Origin of the sequence: Kitasatospora hibisci (assembly GCF_043950205.1) — a bacterium.
GTDB lineage: Bacteria > Actinomycetota > Actinomycetes > Streptomycetales > Streptomycetaceae > Kitasatospora > Kitasatospora hibisci.
Genome location: NZ_CP171642.1, coordinates 186,757 through 202,502 on the forward strand (window position 1 = coordinate 186,757; position 15,746 = coordinate 202,502).

The 15,746-nt window shown below is 73.8% G+C and carries 19 protein-coding genes; 9 read left to right on the plus strand and 10 right to left on the minus strand.

Going from position 1 to position 15,746, the window contains the following annotated elements; genetic code table 11:
- Positions 1-70 precede the first annotated feature (70 nt).
- The gene (locus ACF9IK_RS00850) at positions 71-1,519 is read right to left on the minus strand and encodes an IS1380 family transposase (protein WP_395292307.1); all 1,449 of its coding nucleotides are present in this window, start codon (positions 1,517-1,519) and stop codon (positions 71-73) included.
- A 119-nt stretch (positions 1,520-1,638) separates the two neighbouring features.
- Positions 1,639-2,310 carry a DUF4097 family beta strand repeat-containing protein gene (locus ACF9IK_RS00855; protein ID WP_395292308.1) on the minus strand — a complete coding sequence of 224 codons (672 nt, stop codon included), beginning with the start codon at positions 2,308-2,310 and terminating at the stop codon, positions 1,639-1,641.
- Between the two features lie 350 nt (positions 2,311-2,660).
- Here ACF9IK_RS00855 and ACF9IK_RS00860 point away from each other — a divergent pair, with 350 nt between their 5' ends.
- A complete protein-coding gene (locus ACF9IK_RS00860; RefSeq protein ID WP_395292309.1) occupies positions 2,661-2,942 on the plus strand; it encodes a pyrimidine/purine nucleoside phosphorylase in 282 nt (93 codons plus the stop codon).
- A gap of 99 nt (positions 2,943-3,041) precedes the next feature.
- Here the strand turns inward: ACF9IK_RS00860 and ACF9IK_RS00865 are convergent, their stop codons facing one another.
- The 4 genes from ACF9IK_RS00865 to ACF9IK_RS00880 form a co-directional block, all read right to left on the minus strand.
- The gene (locus ACF9IK_RS00865) at positions 3,042-3,914 is read right to left on the minus strand and encodes a ribosome-inactivating family protein (protein ID WP_395292310.1); all 873 of its coding nucleotides are present in this window, start codon (positions 3,912-3,914) and stop codon (positions 3,042-3,044) included.
- A 426-nt stretch (positions 3,915-4,340) separates the two neighbouring features.
- Complete coding sequence (locus ACF9IK_RS00870) at positions 4,341-5,192, minus strand: patatin-like phospholipase family protein (RefSeq protein ID WP_395292311.1); 852 nt, start codon at positions 5,190-5,192, stop codon at positions 4,341-4,343.
- Between the two features lie 128 nt (positions 5,193-5,320).
- Positions 5,321-5,617 carry a putative quinol monooxygenase gene (locus ACF9IK_RS00875; protein WP_395292312.1) on the minus strand — a complete coding sequence of 99 codons (297 nt, stop codon included), beginning with the start codon at positions 5,615-5,617 and terminating at the stop codon, positions 5,321-5,323.
- Between the two features lie 67 nt (positions 5,618-5,684).
- Positions 5,685-6,740, minus strand: a complete 1,056-nt coding sequence (locus tag ACF9IK_RS00880; RefSeq protein WP_395292313.1) for an aldo/keto reductase — start codon at positions 6,738-6,740, stop codon at positions 5,685-5,687.
- Between the two features lie 242 nt (positions 6,741-6,982).
- Between ACF9IK_RS00880 and ACF9IK_RS00885 the strand changes: the two genes are divergently transcribed.
- Complete coding sequence (locus ACF9IK_RS00885) at positions 6,983-7,876, plus strand: helix-turn-helix transcriptional regulator (protein WP_395292314.1); 894 nt, start codon at positions 6,983-6,985, stop codon at positions 7,874-7,876.
- A gap of 43 nt (positions 7,877-7,919) precedes the next feature.
- On the opposite strand, the gene ACF9IK_RS00890 is transcribed toward ACF9IK_RS00885, so the two are convergent.
- Positions 7,920-8,894, minus strand: coding sequence for an EamA family transporter (locus ACF9IK_RS00890; RefSeq protein ID WP_395292315.1), 975 nt, complete (start codon positions 8,892-8,894; stop codon positions 7,920-7,922).
- A gap of 83 nt (positions 8,895-8,977) precedes the next feature.
- On the opposite strand from ACF9IK_RS00890, the gene ACF9IK_RS00895 reads away from it, so the two are divergent.
- Complete coding sequence (locus ACF9IK_RS00895; protein ID WP_395292316.1) at positions 8,978-9,943, plus strand: LysR family transcriptional regulator; 966 nt, start codon at positions 8,978-8,980, stop codon at positions 9,941-9,943.
- Positions 9,944-10,125: 182 nt separating this feature from the next.
- Positions 10,126-10,287: a hypothetical protein gene (locus ACF9IK_RS00900; protein WP_395292317.1), complete on the plus strand. Its 162-nt coding sequence runs from the start codon at positions 10,126-10,128 to the stop codon at positions 10,285-10,287.
- A 31-nt stretch (positions 10,288-10,318) separates the two neighbouring features.
- Here ACF9IK_RS00900 and ACF9IK_RS00905 read toward each other — a convergent pair whose 3' ends face one another.
- Both ACF9IK_RS00905 and ACF9IK_RS00910 read right to left on the minus strand, forming a co-directional pair.
- On the minus strand, positions 10,319-11,125 hold the full coding sequence (locus tag ACF9IK_RS00905) for an SDR family NAD(P)-dependent oxidoreductase (protein ID WP_395292318.1): 807 nt from the start codon (positions 11,123-11,125) through the stop codon (positions 10,319-10,321).
- Entirely contained in the window at positions 11,122-11,580 is a 459-nt protein-coding gene (locus tag ACF9IK_RS00910) for a hypothetical protein (protein WP_345328029.1), read from the minus strand. The genes ACF9IK_RS00905 and ACF9IK_RS00910 overlap by 4 nt, the downstream gene beginning before the upstream one ends.
- 294 nt (positions 11,581-11,874) lie before the next feature.
- Between ACF9IK_RS00910 and ACF9IK_RS00915 the strand changes: the two genes are divergently transcribed.
- From ACF9IK_RS00915 to ACF9IK_RS00930, 4 genes are all read left to right on the plus strand, one after another.
- A complete protein-coding gene (locus ACF9IK_RS00915; protein WP_395292319.1) occupies positions 11,875-12,492 on the plus strand; it encodes a hypothetical protein in 618 nt (205 codons plus the stop codon).
- 150 nt (positions 12,493-12,642) lie between these two features.
- The gene (locus ACF9IK_RS00920) at positions 12,643-13,245 is read left to right on the plus strand and encodes a DUF4328 domain-containing protein (RefSeq protein ID WP_395292320.1); all 603 of its coding nucleotides are present in this window, start codon (positions 12,643-12,645) and stop codon (positions 13,243-13,245) included.
- 172 nt (positions 13,246-13,417) lie between these two features.
- Positions 13,418-13,789 (plus strand): hypothetical protein, encoded by a 372-nt coding sequence (locus tag ACF9IK_RS00925; protein ID WP_395292321.1) that lies wholly within the window; start codon positions 13,418-13,420, stop codon positions 13,787-13,789.
- Positions 13,790-13,892: 103 nt separating this feature from the next.
- Positions 13,893-14,237 carry a hypothetical protein gene (locus ACF9IK_RS00930; RefSeq protein ID WP_395292322.1) on the plus strand — a complete coding sequence of 115 codons (345 nt, stop codon included), beginning with the start codon at positions 13,893-13,895 and terminating at the stop codon, positions 14,235-14,237.
- Between the two features lie 25 nt (positions 14,238-14,262).
- Here ACF9IK_RS00930 and ACF9IK_RS00935 read toward each other — a convergent pair whose 3' ends face one another.
- Positions 14,263-14,625: a hypothetical protein gene (locus ACF9IK_RS00935; protein WP_395292323.1), complete on the minus strand. Its 363-nt coding sequence runs from the start codon at positions 14,623-14,625 to the stop codon at positions 14,263-14,265.
- A 100-nt stretch (positions 14,626-14,725) separates the two neighbouring features.
- Here ACF9IK_RS00935 and sigJ point away from each other — a divergent pair, with 100 nt between their 5' ends.
- A complete protein-coding gene (gene sigJ, locus ACF9IK_RS00940) occupies positions 14,726-15,658 on the plus strand; it encodes an RNA polymerase sigma factor SigJ (RefSeq protein ID WP_395292324.1) in 933 nt (310 codons plus the stop codon).
- Positions 15,659-15,746 lie beyond the last annotated feature (88 nt).

The window sequence follows — 15,746 nt, forward strand, 5'->3', positions numbered from 1 at the left end:
CGGCTGGCGCGTCGGGTGGGCGGCTTTCCAAGGCGGTGGCGGGTGGTTCTGGACCGGTCGGGGCGGTCGGTCAGGCGGACTGGAGGCGGCGGTGGGCTCGGATGCGGGCCAGTGTCTGGCCGATCAGGCTGGCCGCTGCGGCGGTGAACCGGAGCCGACGGCGGCGACCGGTGCTGGTCAACCGGGCGGCGCGGGCGATGAGCAGGCGACGGACGGTGGCGATGCGACGGCGTGCGGTGCCGATGGGTGCGAGCATCTGCAGCCAGGCGGAGAGGTTGTAGGCCAGCAGCGCGCCCCACATCCACATGGCGTTGACGGCGTGGGACGCGGAGGGCAGGTGGTTCAGGCCGGCGCCGTGGGCGGTGTCGCGGAACAGTTCCTCGACCTCGGTGCGGCGACGGAACTCCCACTCCGCGAGCGCGATCTCCTCGTCCAGGTCCAGCACCTCGTTGGTCGTGAAGAACGAGTAGGCGAACGCCTGATCGGCGATGCCGTCCAGCACCAGGGCGAGCTGGTCCCTGCCGACGGTCCGCGAGCGACGCGAGCGCGCGTCGGCCGAGAGGTCGGCCGCGTCGTAGCGGACTCGTCGGGCGATCACCCGGGTGCCTTCCGGCCAGCCGGCCGGTGCGTGGTCCAGCAGGGCGGCCTGCGCGTCGGGATAGTCGAGGGCGTCGATCCAGTCGTCCTCGTGCACGCGGGCGACCGCTCGCCACAGCGCCGTGCTGCGTGGGACGCCGAGCCGGAACAACGCGCCACGGGCCACGATCTTCTCGGCGACCCTGCCCGCGAAGTAGCCGGTGTCCCCCTGGAACAGGACCTGTCCTGTGGCGTTGGCCGCGCGGACGGCGTCCACGGCCCGGTCGATCTGGCCGAGGGCGTGGGTGCGGCCGTCGGAGCGGCCGTCCAGCAGGTCCGCGACCAGTACCACGCCGGCCTGGGCCCAGTGCGCGGCGTGCACCCGTGCGGAGATCTCGCCCTTGTAGGAGCGGACCACCTGTTCCTTGCGGGTGGAGAACACCTCGACGTCCTTCGCGTCCAGGTCGACGGTCACCCGCCCGGACAGGATCCGGGCCCGCTCGGTGACCGGCAGCGCTGCCAGCGCCCGCCCGGTCAGCTTCGCGCACGCGGTCTCCACGCCCTCCCGCTGCGGCTGCCCGAACCGGGCCGCGAGCGTGGCGGCTGTGGTAGCAGCCGGGACCGGTGCGGGCAGCAGCCCTTCGCCGACCGCATCCGCGCGCAGACGGTCGAAGCCGACCAGGTGGTCCTCTCCGGTCAGCTGCACCACCGCGCAGGCCAGCGCGAACTCGCCCCCGGACAGGCCCCGGTCGCGCTCCTTGACCGGGCCGATCCCCGCGTCCAGCGCGGCGGTGACCCCCAGCACCCGGTCCAGCTCGGCAACCAGCAGCAGGCCGCCGTTCTCGGTCAGCGACCCGTCCACCCCGCCCACCTGGGCGTTCAGACGGGTCCAGCGACCACCGGGAGTACGGGAGGCGGTACGGCGACGCGATATCGTCTTCACCAGACAGGTGCACTTTCACGTTCGAGTCGATTAGGCGTAGGAACCTCAATCTTCTCAAACCGAAAGCGCACCTGTCGTCGTATCAGCTACCAGCCTCCGCCACTACCTGCGGATTCGGGTCAGAGGCTGCGGGCGGTGATGTCGCCGTAGGCGGTGGTCGCGGTGACGGCCAGCGCGGCGGTGGCGCCGTCGGCGTTGGTCAGCGCGTTGTGGATCCGGCCGTAGGAGGTGCCGGCGTCGAGGGTGGCGGACACGCCGCGGGCGGCGCCGAGCGCGATGTCACCGTGCTCGGTACGCAGTTCGACCGTGCCGCCGGTGGCCTCGGCGACGGCGAGGTCGCCCTTGCGGGTACCGAGCCGGGCGTCGCCGGTGAGGCGGCCGACACTGATGTCGCCGGCCTGGACGGTGAGGCGGGCACTCGCGGCCTCGTCGAGCGTGACGGTGGCCTGCGCGCCCTCGAAGGCGACGTCGCCGAGGCGTCCGGTGCCGAGGAGTTCCGCGAGGGCGGCCCTGGCCTCGACGCTGGAGCCGGCCGGCAGCCGGACGGTCACCTCGACCCGCCCGGAGTCGCCGAGGATCCGGTTCTTCGCCTCCGGGGCCTCGATCCGCAGCACGCCGTCGGTGTAGGCGACCCGGATCCGCTCCGCCGCCGTCACGTCCCGGCTCTTCGACGCGTCCTGCGGGACGACCTCCACCACGGTGTCGCTCCGGTCGGCGGCGACGAGCCGGATCAGGCCCGCCGGGACGTCCAGGACGACGGCGATGGGGGCGAGGGTGTCGAACTTCTGCATGATGCCTCTCCTGCGCTTGGGCTCGGCGTTTCTGACAACGGAAAAGCTACGTTGCTTTCCACTCTTCGACAACCGACGCGTTGCACAGGACGACCAAACCTGCAGCTAGACTCAGTGAAATCGTTGCATCGACTCTAGATATAACGCAACGAAGCCACTCCAACCCATTGCAATGGATTGCGGGTGAACGCTACGCGTGAAGACACCGGCGGACCCGGGACGGGCCGAACGCGTTCGCGGGGCGAGACGGATCGCCGGCTTCGGCCGTGCCACCGGTAGCTTTCCCCCGCCACACCCAGCACGCGGCGAGCGGCCCGCCCGTTCCCGCCCGTTCCCCGAGGGGGATGCCCATGTTCACGGTCAACGAGTACTTCGACGGCACGGTCAAGTCGATCGCCTTCAACCAGGAGAACGGGCCGGCGACCGTCGGCGTCATGGCCCCCGGCGACTACGCGTTCGACACCGCCCGCCCGGAGACCATGCACGTGATCAGCGGCGCCCTGACCGTCCGGCTGCCCGGCGCCGACGGCTGGGAGACCTTCGCGGCCGGCACCCGGTTCGACGTCCCGGGCGACAGCACGTTCCACCTCAAGGTCGACGGCGAGACCGCCTACCTCTGCGAGTACCGCTGACCCGTCCGGCCGCGCCTCCGGGGCCGGACGGAGTGCGGACGGCGGCTCGTCCCCGCGCGGGTCCTAGCCGCCGCCTCCGCCGCGTGACCGCGTGAAGGTTCACGACCGTTCGTGCATGATGCGCCCGTTCAGCTCGACGAAGCCGACGTAGTAGAGCAGCGCCGCGATGCTGCTGACGGTGTGCCCCATGATGGTGATGCTCCGGCCGGACGGGTTGGCCCGGAGATCGCGCACGAAGCTCGTGATGGTCGCCCACTGGTTCTCGACGTTGGCGGCGAGGATGTATCCCCGCTGGTCGTCGAAGTAGTTCAGCTGCCGCCCCTGGTTGGGGTTCCTGATGTTGCCCCGGACGACGTCGAAGATGACGCCGAACCGGGCCGCCTCGGAGAAGATCTGGGTCGAGACGAGCAGCGCCCGGCCGACCGTGTCGTTGTACGCCGTGGCGCGGCCGAGGGTCCGCATGGCGGTGTAGATGCTCTCGGGGTTGAGGACGAGCGAACCCCGCTGGCTGCCGCCCGGGATGTCGTTGTAGTTGCTGCTGGCGATCCGGCGGTTCTCCGGCACCCGCACGCCCAGCGCGTTCTCGAACTCCTGCCGCCGGTCGTTGAACGCCCAGTGGGAGTTGCCCTGCGGGGCGTAGAAGCCGGCGACGTACAGGTCGTTGGCCCACAGGTAGACCGAGACCAGGTGCACGTTGTTGGTGTCGAGGACCCGCACCTGGATCAGCCGGCCGCGCTCGGTCGTCGTCTCCGTGACGTTGTTGACGCCGGTCGGCTCCCCGTAGGTGTACCGGTGGATGGCGTCGATCAGGTTCCAGTAGTTCTGGTGGTGGATGCTGCCCCCCGCGGTGATGTTGGAGATGTGCCAGTCGATCACCTGGTAGTTCGTCGCCGATGCCGTGCCGCTCAGGGCCGTCACCAGGCCGAGGGTCATCGCCAGCGTCAACAGGGCGGAGCAGATTCGTTTCAGCATGCTTCTCGTCGTCTCCGGTCGAGGTTCGGGTGCCGTGCAGACGTCAGGAGACTACGAACCGGGCCGCCCACCGACTGTGCTGCCGACGCCACACCCCGCGCCCGGGAACGCACCCCTCACCGAGGGCCCCGACCTTTCCGAAGAGCCGCGGCAGGACGTGCCGAGCCGGATCGGATCCGTGGTGGCCGCGCCGGCGGCTCCGAAAGGCTCGCACGGCGCGATGACGCCCCCCCCCCGGCAGGAGCACGCGGAGAACGCCGAACTCGGCCCCGACGAACTGGAGTTCCAGGACCCCGACCGGGACGGAGAAGCCTGAGTCCACCGGGGGCGGAGGGACGTACGGCGCGCCAGGAACCCGTGTCCGGCCACGGGCCGGGCCGGGGCCCGCCCGCGCCGGCCCCACCATGGAGCGCAGCACCCCGGAGGTCAGCGGCGGTCGGTGACGGGCCGCCAGAACGGGCGCAGGGCCTCGGCTGCGTCGCCGGCCTGGTCGAGGCCCGCCTGGTAGGCCGCCGTCCACGACTCGCGGTCGCCCGGGTCCTCGTCCAGGAGCCGCACGGCGGCAGCCGCGGGGGCCAGGACGTGGGCGGACCCGGCGGCGGGACGGGGGTGGCGGTGGGCGAGCGGGTCGACCACCACCACCGTACGGGCGCCGGCCGCCAGGTCGATGTTCGTCCCGGCCCGCAGAGCTCCGTCGAAGTAGTGGCGGCCGTCGACGGCGACGGGCGGCTCGACGCCGGGGAACGCGCTGGACGCGGCGACCGCGCGCACCAGCGGGACGCCCGCGGCGGCGTCCCACACGACAGGCTCGCCGGTCTCGGCGTCGACGGCCGGGATCAGCAGACGGCGCCGCGGCCAGGTGTCGGCGGCGATCAGCGCGGCGCGCTGGGCGATCAGCCGCTCCTCCGCCGCCGCGTCGACCGTGTCCAGGGCGATGCGGCCGACCCGGCGGCGCGCCTGCGCCGGGTCCACACCGGGCTCGCCCAGGACGGCGAACACCGCGCCCGTCACGGCCGGATCGGGCCGGCGCGGCGCAGGCGTCCCGTCGGCGGGACGCCGGGCGGGAAGGGCGGCGAAACGGGCGGGGTCCTGCCCGGTGGCGAGGACGGCGCCGACGATCGCACCGGCGGAGGTGCCCACGATCAGATCGGCCTCGCCCAGGTCCGCCCCGGCTCGGCGCAGCCCCGCGGCCAGTCCGGCCGTCCACGCGGTGCCCAGCCTCCCGCCGGGTCCCAGGACCAACGCCCGGTCGAGATCGTGTACTTCGTTGCTCCCCATGACGCCCCCCGTTGTTGAAACACCTGTGTCATATGTTCGCACACCAGGGGCGGCGGGAGGTTCCGGGGGCGCTCGATCCCGGCCGGCACCCCCGGGCATCTGCGTACGGAGCCCGGGCCGCACCGGCCTCACCCGGTCGGGGCGGCCACCAGGCGGCGCAGGGCCATCGGTTCGGCCAGGGTGACGTCCAGGACCGCGCCGGCGTGCCGGACGTGGCCGGTGGACAGGTGCGCGTCCAGCGCCCGGTCGTCCGTCCACTCCTCGACCACCGCCATCCGGGCGGGGTCGTTGGGGTCCGCGTACAACCGGTAGGCCAGGCAGCCGGGTTCGTCCAGCGACGGTTCGATCAGTGATTCCAGGGCGGTGCGCAGCCGGTCCTCGTGTCCGGGCAGTGCCCGGCACTCGGCGATGACGACCAGGGGCATGACGGGGTTCCTCCGTGGGGAAGGCCGGGGCGGTCGGTCAGGTGCGGTCAGGGGCGGTCAGGGGCGGTCAGGGGCGGTCGGGGCCGGTGCCGGCTCCGGTGCGGGCGATCGCGGCGGCGATCTCGTCCAGGTCGGTGGCGGTGAGTTCCAGGGCGCCGGCGCCCAGCCAGCCGTCCACCTGGTCGGGCCGCCGGGCGCCGACGATGGCCCCGGTGACGCCGGGCCAGGCCAGCGCCCAGGCGATGGCTGCCTCCGCGACGGTGGCGCCGTGCCGGGCGGCGACCGGGCGCAGTGCGTCGGCGAGGGCGAGGTTGGCCGGCAGGCCGGTGGTGAAGTCGGCGTGGTCGCGGCGCCAGTCGTCGGCGGGCAGGGCGGCCGCGCGGTCGGCCGAGAAGGCGCCGGTGAGCAGGCCGGACTGCAGCGGCGAGTAGGCGATCACGCCGGTGCGGTTGTCGGCGGCCCAGGCGATCTCGGCGGCGGCGGAGCGGTTGACGGCGGAGAACGGCGGCTGGACGACCTCGACGTGGGTGATCCGTTCGGCGGCCCGCAGCTGCGGGAGGGTGTGGTTCGACAGGCCGATCGCGCGGACCTTGCCCTCGGCGCGCAGGTCGGCCATGAGCTGCCAGTACTCCTCCAGCGGGGTGGCGTCCGCGCCGGCCTCGCCGGTACCGTCACCGGCGACCTCGATCGAGCCGCCGGTGTCGGGCCAGTGCACCTGGTAGAGGTCGATGCGGTCGACGCCCAGGCGGCGCAGCGAGTCCTCCAGCTCGCGGCGGACGCTGGCGGGCTTCATGATGCGTCGGGGTGCGGCCTGCGGGTCGGCCGCGTCCCAGACCAGGCCGGCCTTGGTGAACAGGAAGGGGCGTTCGGCTTCCGGGATGCCGGCGACGGCCCGGCCGACCAACTCCTCGGCGTGGCCGAGGCCGTAGACGGCGGCGGTGTCGATCCAGTTGACGCCGGAGGCGACGGCGTGGCGGATGGTGGCGATCGACTCGGCGTCGTCGGTGGCGCCCCAGCCGAACCGCCAGCCGGTGCCGGAGACGGCCCAGGAGCCGAAGCCGACCCGGGTGATGTCCATGCCGGTGGTGCCGAGGGGGTGGGTGGGCAGGGGGGTGGCGCTCATGCGGTGGTGACTCCTCGTCGGGTTCCCGGGCTGCGTCGCGGCTGCTCGGGGGGCTCGTCGGTGCTGGTGGGCCCGGGCTGGACGTCGGGGCGGCGGGAGGGGCGTGGTGCACGCCGGCCGGCGCCGGGAGGCCCGGGCCGTCCGTCACGGTGCCCGCCCGCGGGCGGGGCGGCCAGTGGCAGCCGGTGCCTGGGCACGGCGTGACCAGGCAGGACGGGACGGCGCCGTGGGAGGGTGTGGGCATGGCTCTCGACCGACGTACGGAACTCGGCGCGTTCCTCCGCTCGCGCCGTGCCCGGCTGCGCCCCGACGACCTGGGGCTGACGCACTACGGCGGGCAGCGCAGGGTTCCCGGGCTGCGTCGTGAGGAGTTGGCGCGGCTGGCCGGGGTGAGCGTGGACCACTACGTCCGGCTGGAGCAGGGGCGGACCCTGCACTTCTCCGAGGCCGTGCTGGACGCCGTCGCCCGGGCGCTGCGGCTGGACCCGGTGGAGCGCGACCACCTCTACCGGCTCGCCCGCCCGTGGCCGGAGCCGGAGCGGGCGGGACGGGCGGAGGGGCCGGAGGGGGTCGCGGGGCCGGCCCCGCAACGGGTGCGGGCGGGGCTGCGGCGGCTGCTCGACTCCATCGCCGACGTCCCCGCGTACGTGGTGGGGCGCAACACCGACGTGCTGGCCTGGAACGCCCTGGCCGCCGCGTTGATCACGGACTTCGGCGTGCTGCCGCCCCGGCACCGCAACCTCGCCCGTCTGGTGTTCCTGGACGAGGGGATGCGCGGCCTGTACGCGGACTGGTCCGGGAAGGCCGCCGACGTGGCCGCCTACCTGCGGCTGGACGCCGGGCGTCACCCGGACGATCCCGGCACGGCCGCGCTGGTCGACGAACTGTTGGCCGCCAGCCCCGAGTTCCGCCGGCTGTGGGCGGCGCACGAGCTGCGGGACAAGACCCACGGCCGGTACGTCTACCGCCATCCGGTCGTCGGCGAGCTCGATCTGGGCTTCGAGACGCTGCGCCAGCCCGACGATCCGGACCAGGCGCTGGTGGCACACACCGTGGAGGAGGGTTCGCCGTCCGAGACGGCCCTGCGGCTGCTGGCCGCCTGGGCCCATCGCTGCCGGCCGGGCGCCGTGTCGTGACCGCCGGGTGGGTGTTCCGCGTCCTCCTCGCCGGCGGGGGGCGTCAGTGGGTCGGCTCCCGGGTGGCCGCCGCCGCGACGGGCTCGGCGCCCCCTCCGGTCACCGGGGCCGGGGGCGAGGTCGGTGCGGTCGGGGCGGGGACGGCCGGGGTGCGGGCGCCGGCGCGGATCGCGGCGATGCCGGCCGTGACCACGCCGGCGACGCCGAGGACGCCGACCGGCCCGGGGAACTGGCCCAGGACCGCGGCTCCGATCGTCATGGCGATCGCCGGTTCGAGGCTCATCAGGGTGCCGAAGGCGGCGGTGGTGAGCCGTCGCAGGGCGAGGAACTCCAGGGTGAACGAGAGCAGCGGCGCGAAGGCGGCGAGCAGCAGGCCGGTGAGCGCCTGGGACGGGGTGACGGAGCCGATCGCGGCGGGGCCGACGAGGAACGTCGTGACGAGGGCCGCCGTCGCCAGCGAGACGGCGAGCCCCTTGAGGCCCTCGACCTGGTCGCCGGCGCGCTGGGTGAGGAGGATGTAGCCGGCCCAGCCGGCGCCTGCGGCCAGGGCGAGGGCGATGCCGACCGGGTCCGTCCCGCCGCGCCAGGGCTGGGTGAGGAGCACGACCCCGGCCGCGGCGAGCAGGCTCCACCGCAGCAACCCGGCGCGGCGCCCCGCGTACAGGGAGACCGCGAGCGGGCCGAGGAACTCCAGGGCGCTCGCCGTCCCGAGCGGGATGCGGGCGATGGCGAGCGTGAAGAGGCTCATCATGCCCGCGGTCACCACGCCGAGCGCCAGGCAGGCCCGCAGCCCGCTGCGGGTGAAGTCGGAGCGCCGGGGCCGGGCCAGGACGAGCAGGATCAGTCCGGCCCAGACCAGCCGCAGCCAGGCGGTGGTGACCGGGCCGATCCGGTCGAACTGTCCGACGGACAGCGCGAGGCCGGCCTGGATGGAGGTCATCGCGGCGATCGCCATGGCGGCGCCGGCGCCGGCCCGGTGGCCGTCGGAACGTGGGATGGGCTGGCCGTGGGGCGTCATGTGGATCAGTAGACCGCCCGGAACCGTTGCCGTCCACGTGTCATTTCTGGACAGTCCGTTCATGAATCGTGAACGATGCCCTCATGGACACCCGCCGCCTCGCCCTGCTCTGCGAGCTGTCGCGTCTCGGTTCGATGCGCGCGGTCGCCGAGAACTGCCACGTGACGACGTCGACCGTGTCGCAGCAGCTCGCCGCGCTCGCCAAGGAGGTCGGCCAGGTGCTGGTGGAGCCGGACGGCCGCGGGGTGCGGCTGACCCCGGCGGGGCGCCGGCTGGTCGAACACGGGGCGCGGATCCTGGACACGGTCGAGGCGGCCCGGCTGGACCTGAGCACGGGGGCCGAGCCGAACGGCACGGTGCGGGTCGCCGGATACCTGACGGCGGTGCGCGACTTCCTGCTGCCGCTGGTCGTCCGGCTCTCCGAGCAGTACCCGCGGGTACGGCTGCTGGTCCGCGAGCACGAGCCCCCGGAGTCGCTGGCACTGCTGGCCGACGACGCGGTGGACCTCGCGCTGACCTACGACTACAACCTGGCCCCGGCGCCGGCGGACCGGTCGGTGGAGGTGACGCCGCTGTGGAGCGCGGACTGGGTCCTCGCGGTGCCGGCCGGCCTGGACGTGCCCGCGGCCTCCTCCACCGAGGTGTTCGCGGCCTGCGCGGGGCTGGACTGGATCGCCAACTCGCGGCACACCGCCGACGAGACGGTGGTGCGCACGCTCGCCTCGATGGCCGGCTTCACCCCGCGGGTCACCCATCGCGCCGACAGCCTCGACCTGGTGCAGCACATGGTCGCCGCCGGGCTGGGGGTGGCCCTCCTGCCGGCCGACCGCGCCCCCCTCACCGGGGTGCGCATCGTCCCGCTGGCCGATCCGCCGGTGGTGCTGCGCGCCTACGCGGTGGCCCGGCCCGGACGGCTGCAGTGGCCGGCCCTGGCCCTGGTGCGCGCCCTGCTGCAGGAAGGGGCCGGCCGCACCGGCCGAGTGCGGCCGGGCCCGACCGCGGGTGGCGTGGGGAGGCCCGCACCCACTGCCCGGTTTGCCCCGGGGTGAGTGGGTAGGCGTGGGCGGGACGGGAAGAACTCCTGGCCGAACTCGACGAGGTCCGCCGCCGCTGGGCGGCGGAACAGGCCCGAGAGCTGCCGTCGTGCCGGTTTCGGGTTCCGGCGCCGGGCCGGCGATCAGACGCGAGGCACTGCCGGCCCGCCGGCGGACGAGGGCAAAGGAGGCCCGCCATGGCCTGGATTCTCTTCCTCATTCTGGTCGCGGTCATCCTCGGGATCATCGGCGTGGCCGCGGACGGCCTGCTCTACCTCCTGGTCATCGGCATCGCCGTCTTCCTCGTCGCCCTCGTGCTCGGGGGCTCACGCCTGCGCAACGGCCGGTCCCTTCGCTAGGACGTGACGGTCCGCCCGCGACTTCACCGCCTCACAGGGCGTCGACGAGGCCGCCGTCGACGACGAAGTCGGCGCCCGTGATGTTGGCCGCGCCGGGGCCGGCGAGGAAGACGACGAGATCCGCGACCTCCGACGGGCGGGTGAAGCGGCCGGTCGCCGCCTGGGCCTCGGCGGCGCGGGCCACGGCGCCGGGGTCGACGCCGCGGGACTGCCCGACCGTGGCGGCGACGCCGTCCGCGCCCCGCCACAGCGCCGTCTCCACCGGGCCGGGACCGATCGTGTTCACCCGCACACCGCGTGGCCCCACCTCCTTGGACAGGGCCTTGCAGAAGTTGGTCAGCGCGGCCTTCGCGGCGCCGTAGTCGATGACCAGCGGGTCCGGCAGGCGGGCGTTGACCGAGGAGACGGTGACGATCCGTCCCCCGGCGGCGGCGAACAGGTGCGGCAGCGCGGCGCGGGTGGTGCGGACGGCGGCCATGAGGTTGACGGTCAGGGTCCAGTCCCAGTCCTCGTCCGTCACGCTCGCGAAGCCGTCGACCCGTGGGCGCACCGCCCCGACGTTGTTGACCAGCACGTCGATGCCGCCGTGGAGTGCGGCGGCCTCGGCGACCAGTGCGGCGGGGCCGTCAGGCGTCGCGAGGTCGACCTCCACGACGGTGAGGTCCGCGCCCTGTTCCACGTGTGCGTCGAGGGCCTCGGTGCGGGTGCGTGATCCCGCGACGACGTGGCATCCCGCCGCGAGGAACGCCTCGGTGATCGCGAGGCCGATGCCGCGGCCGGCTCCGGTGACCACGACGGTCTGTCCGGCCAGGCCCGGCTCGGAGGACGGTGGTGTCATGCGCCCGCGTCGGCCTGGTGGCGGGCCTCGATGGCCTTGCCGGTGTCGGCGAAGGCCTTCGAGAGGTGGCGTTTGCCGACGGTGCCGACGACCGCGCCGAGCACGCGTCCCTTGAAGTTCTTGCCCTCGCGGACCACGACGGCGTCCACCTCGGTCGTCCCGTCGGCCTTCGGCGTGAACGTGTAGGTGTGACCCGACCTGCCGCCCCACACGTTGGAGTCGGTGGTCGTCATGACGACGCGGCGCGGGTCGGACCAGTCGTAGTGCAGCCGTTCCCAGATTCCCGTCGAGCCCTCGGTGACGTCGGCCTCGTGCGGTCCCCGGTCGTGCACCTCCAGGTACTTGTCGGCGCTGTTGCCGAAGAGTTCCGAGCGCCCCGGCCCGAAGTCGGTGAGCCCGGCGACGTACTCCTCGGGTGTCGCGGCGATCGTCTGGTGCATGTGAATCGTGGACATGAGCGCTCCCTTGCCGTGAGCAGGCCCGCTCCGAGCGTCTCTCCTCGCCGTACCACCTGCAACAGGGGCCGGTCACCGGCCCCCACCGTCCGATCACGGCGGGTGCGAGCCGGGCACCGGGCGCGGGGCTCGGCAGCCGGGCGCGGGGCTCGGCAAAAGGAGTTCGGGGGCCGCCGGCGCGCGTGTTGTACTGGGCGCATGGGGGTTGACGACGGTCGGATGCGGTTGCGGGTGACGAGCCATCCTGTTGTCGGTCCCGGCCCCGGGCTCAGCCGGATCCTGAGCACCGGTCCCATGCTCCGCAACACGCTCGCCTACCCGCCCGACCACCGGGTCGGATATCTGAAGGCGAGCCGCGCCGATCTCCTCCGGCTCGGCGCTCTGTTCCGCATCGCCGCGACGAGCTCGCACAGCGCGATCCACATCCCGGTCCCGCCGGACGCCCCACCGGTGCCCTTCGTCGGCGGCGGCATCCGTCCGCTGCCCGTGCTCCTGGCCCGTGAGGACACGGGACTTCGGCCCTCCGACTGGCCGGATCTGCGGCGCAGGATGCGCCGCGCCTCGGCGCCGTTGACGGTGACCGCCCCGGCGGCACGGCCTCCCGACCGTCCCGAGGACGTCCGTCGCCGGGCCGATCGCCACCCCGCCCGCTATGCCGAGCACGCCGCGACGATCGTCCTCACCGCCCGTGCCGAGCTCCTGTTCCGGATCGGCGACCGGCTCACCGCCGCCGGCGACCTCGTCGCCCAGGACCGCCACGTCCATCGGCACGGCGAAGGCTTTCTCGACGACATCGTCGACTTCTTCGACCCCGAGGGCACGGACCGGCCCATGCACGCCTTCTGCGTCGTCGCCGTCGATCCGATCTTCCACAAGGCCCGCTGGCAGAAGCAGCGAACGCCGGTCGGATGACCCGATCTCCGGTACGACACGGGGGCGGCCGGGAGGGGGCGGTCACCGGCCGGTGGCCGTTTTGATCATGCTTCACGCCTCCGCTAGGTTGATCCCCGCATCCGCGTACGGACGCCGCAGCACTGCGTGAGGCCAGGAACAGGAGACGTCGTGCAGCCTGGGACAGTCGACCTCGCCACCGCACCGGCTGCGCCGAGCACGCCGGTCCTGCGCGATCCACGTGAGCTGGCGGCCGGTCTGCAGGTCGCGGTCGGCGGGGAGTTGGCGCTGCAGCTGGCGCTCACGGCGACCGGGGGGACCCGAGGGCCACTGGCGTGGGCGAGGCCGCTTCTCGCCCTCTTCGTGCTGATCGCCTGCACCGTCATGCTCTGCTGGCTGCGCCGCTGCCGGCTCAACGCCCAGGCCCTCGCACCGGACGCCCACCGCTACTCCCCCGGCTTCGCGGTGGCCGGATGGTTCATTCCGGTGGCCATGTGGTGGATCCCGCGCCGGGTCGTCCTCGATGTTCGCCGGGCCAGCGGGCTCGGCGGCCGGACGTGGCTGGTCGAGGGCTGGTGGTGGACACGACTGGCCAAGATCCCGGTCGCCGTCGCCCTGGGCGTGTCGGGGACCACCTCGGGCTACATGCTGGCCCCCCAGTTCGTTCCCTTCAACGTGGTGTCCGCGATCCTCCTGGTCCTGACGGTCCGGGAGATCACCGCGGCCCAGGCCCAGCGCCTCGGACCGGGGGCGAGACCATCGCGAGGGACATGACCGGACGGGCCTCGGGCGCGCCGCCGTCGCGTTCACCCTGACCGGCAGGGGCCGCCCGAACAGCCCCATCGCGGACTTCCACTACGAGCCCCGGGCCGGCGCGGTCCCGGACGGCGGATAATGTCCGGGGCCGCGGGCCGGCGGCACCGATCGACGGAGAGGCGGAGGACGGATGACCCTGGAGGAAGGCCGACGCGTCAGGTTGGCCGAGGACCTCGGGATCGGCGAGGCGGTCGCCGGGGAGCCCGGGGCGGTCGTCGGGTTCCTCTCCCTGGGGGCCGGGATCGAGGGCACCGTCGAGCGGGTGGCGGAACTCCCGGAGAGCCACGAGGTCCGCGAGTACCAGCGGCTCAAAGCGCTGTTCGAGGACTACGGGCACACCATGCCGGTGGCGAGCCGGGAACGTCTGGAGGCGGAGATCGCCGCGCTGGAGCCGGAGTGGACCGCGCACCGGGAGCGGGGGAACCGGGTGACGGTCCGGGTCCGGCTGGACAACGGCCTCGTCCTCGACGGGGCGCACCAGGGCATCCTCACCCCGCTGTGATGCCGGCGGCCGCGCCGTCCCGGCCGGACACGGCCGGGACGCCGGCTGGTCCGGATGCCACCGTGCGGGTGCGGTGGCCCGGGACCGCGGTCACGTTGAGGGGATGGACATCATCGTCGTGCTGGAACTGGATACGCCGACCAACGTTCGGGTCCTTCAACCCGACCGGACGCCGGCAGAGCCCGCGAAGGCGGTGCGCCGCGCGCACACCGCCCCGGCGGAAGCCTCGGGCGTCTGCGGGCCCCTGACACTCTGCGGTCTGGACACCTCCGAGATGACCCTCGCCCCGCACCTCTCCGCCCACGACCGGCCGCGCTGGCATACCTGCAGCACCTGCCGGACCACCGGAGGGAGCGGCGCAGGAAGCCCCGAAGGGGCTACCGGGGAGGGCGCCGTGCCCGGCGCCCCCGCGCCCGACGCCCGCCCGGCGCAGGCCCCCGCGCCCTGAGCAGCCTCCGACGGCCGGCGCGGCCTCAGGAGCGCGCCAGTGCCAGGACGCTCAGCCCGAACATCAGGACGCCCAGCGGGAGGTGGACCGACGGGACGTGCGCGATGCCGAGCACGACCTGGGCCGAGGCCAGGACGAGGAACCCGGACGCGTACAGGATCGGCCGGGGCGATCCGCCGCCCGGCTTCCACGCCAGCACCGCCGCGAGCAGGTACAGCATCGACGCCGCGTACATCACGCGGGCGCCGGCACTGTGCAGCGTCTCTCCGTAGGACGCGGTCAGCAGCAGTCCGGCGGAGGCCGCCTGGAGGAAGATCGTCAAGGTCTGCAGGCCGACGGCGATCCGAAGGAACGGAAAGCTGCGCCGAGCCGTCACCTGGGTGGTCATGTCACGGTCCCCCTTTCCGCCCGCGGGCGGTAGATCGATAAGGTCTCACCAGCCCGACGACGCGGGCCGGCGAAAGGTAAGGCGAGGAGGGCTCGGAGGCGTGGGGGCGGCTGTGCGGGGTACCGACGAGGTGGCCGGTGAGCGGGGGCAACTGATCAACGTGGCCTACCGGTTGCTCGGCTCGCTGGCCGAGGCCGAGGACGCCGTACAGGACGCCTACGCGCGCTGGTACGCGCTGCCGCGCGGCCGGCAGGCGGAGGTCGTGTCCCCCGGTGCCTGGCTGACGACGGTGACCGGGCGCATCTGTCTGGACGTGCTCGGCTCGGCGCGGGCCCGGCGGGAGCGCTACGTCGGGGCGTGGCTGCCCGAGCCGCTGCCCGACCGCGGCGAGTGGAACAACGGCCACCAGGGCGCCGACCCCGCCGACCTGATGGTCCTGGACGAGTCGGTGACCATGGCCTTCCTCGTCGTCCTGGAGTCGATGACGCCCGCCGAGCGGGTGGCGTTCGTCCTGCACGACGTCTTCCGGTACCCCTTCGCCGAGATCGCCGGCGTCCTCGGCCGCACCCCGGCGGCCTGCAAGCAGCTGGCGTCCTCCGCCCGGCGGCGGGTGGACCTCGCGCGGCTCCCGGCCGGGGCGGCGGGGGCCGCCGGACAGGCCGAGGCGGTGCGCAACGTCAAGGAGGCCTGGGAGACCAGGGACATCACGGCCCTCGTCCGCCTCCTCGACCCCGGCGCCGTGATGACCGCCGACGGCGGCGGCATGGTCGGTGCCGCCCTGCGTCCGATCGAGGGCGGCGCGCGCATCGCCGAGTACATGGTCGCCATCGCCGACAGGGCTCCGGGGCTCACGCTCCTGGAAGGCTCGGTCAACGGCGCGCCGGGCCTGGTGGCCCAGCGGGCCGGTGTCGTCCTGACGGTGGCCTCGTTCGACGTCGTCGACGGCCGTGTGACCAGGATCTGGGCCGTCCGGAACCCGGAGAAGCTACGGCCGTGGATGCGGGAGGACCAGGTGCTCCGGCAGAACAGGTGAGGGCACCTGCCGCCCGGTGGCGGGAGCGCCGCACGGTTTGCACGACGTCACGAGAAACCCTGCACGGAATGCTGACTACCCGGGCACC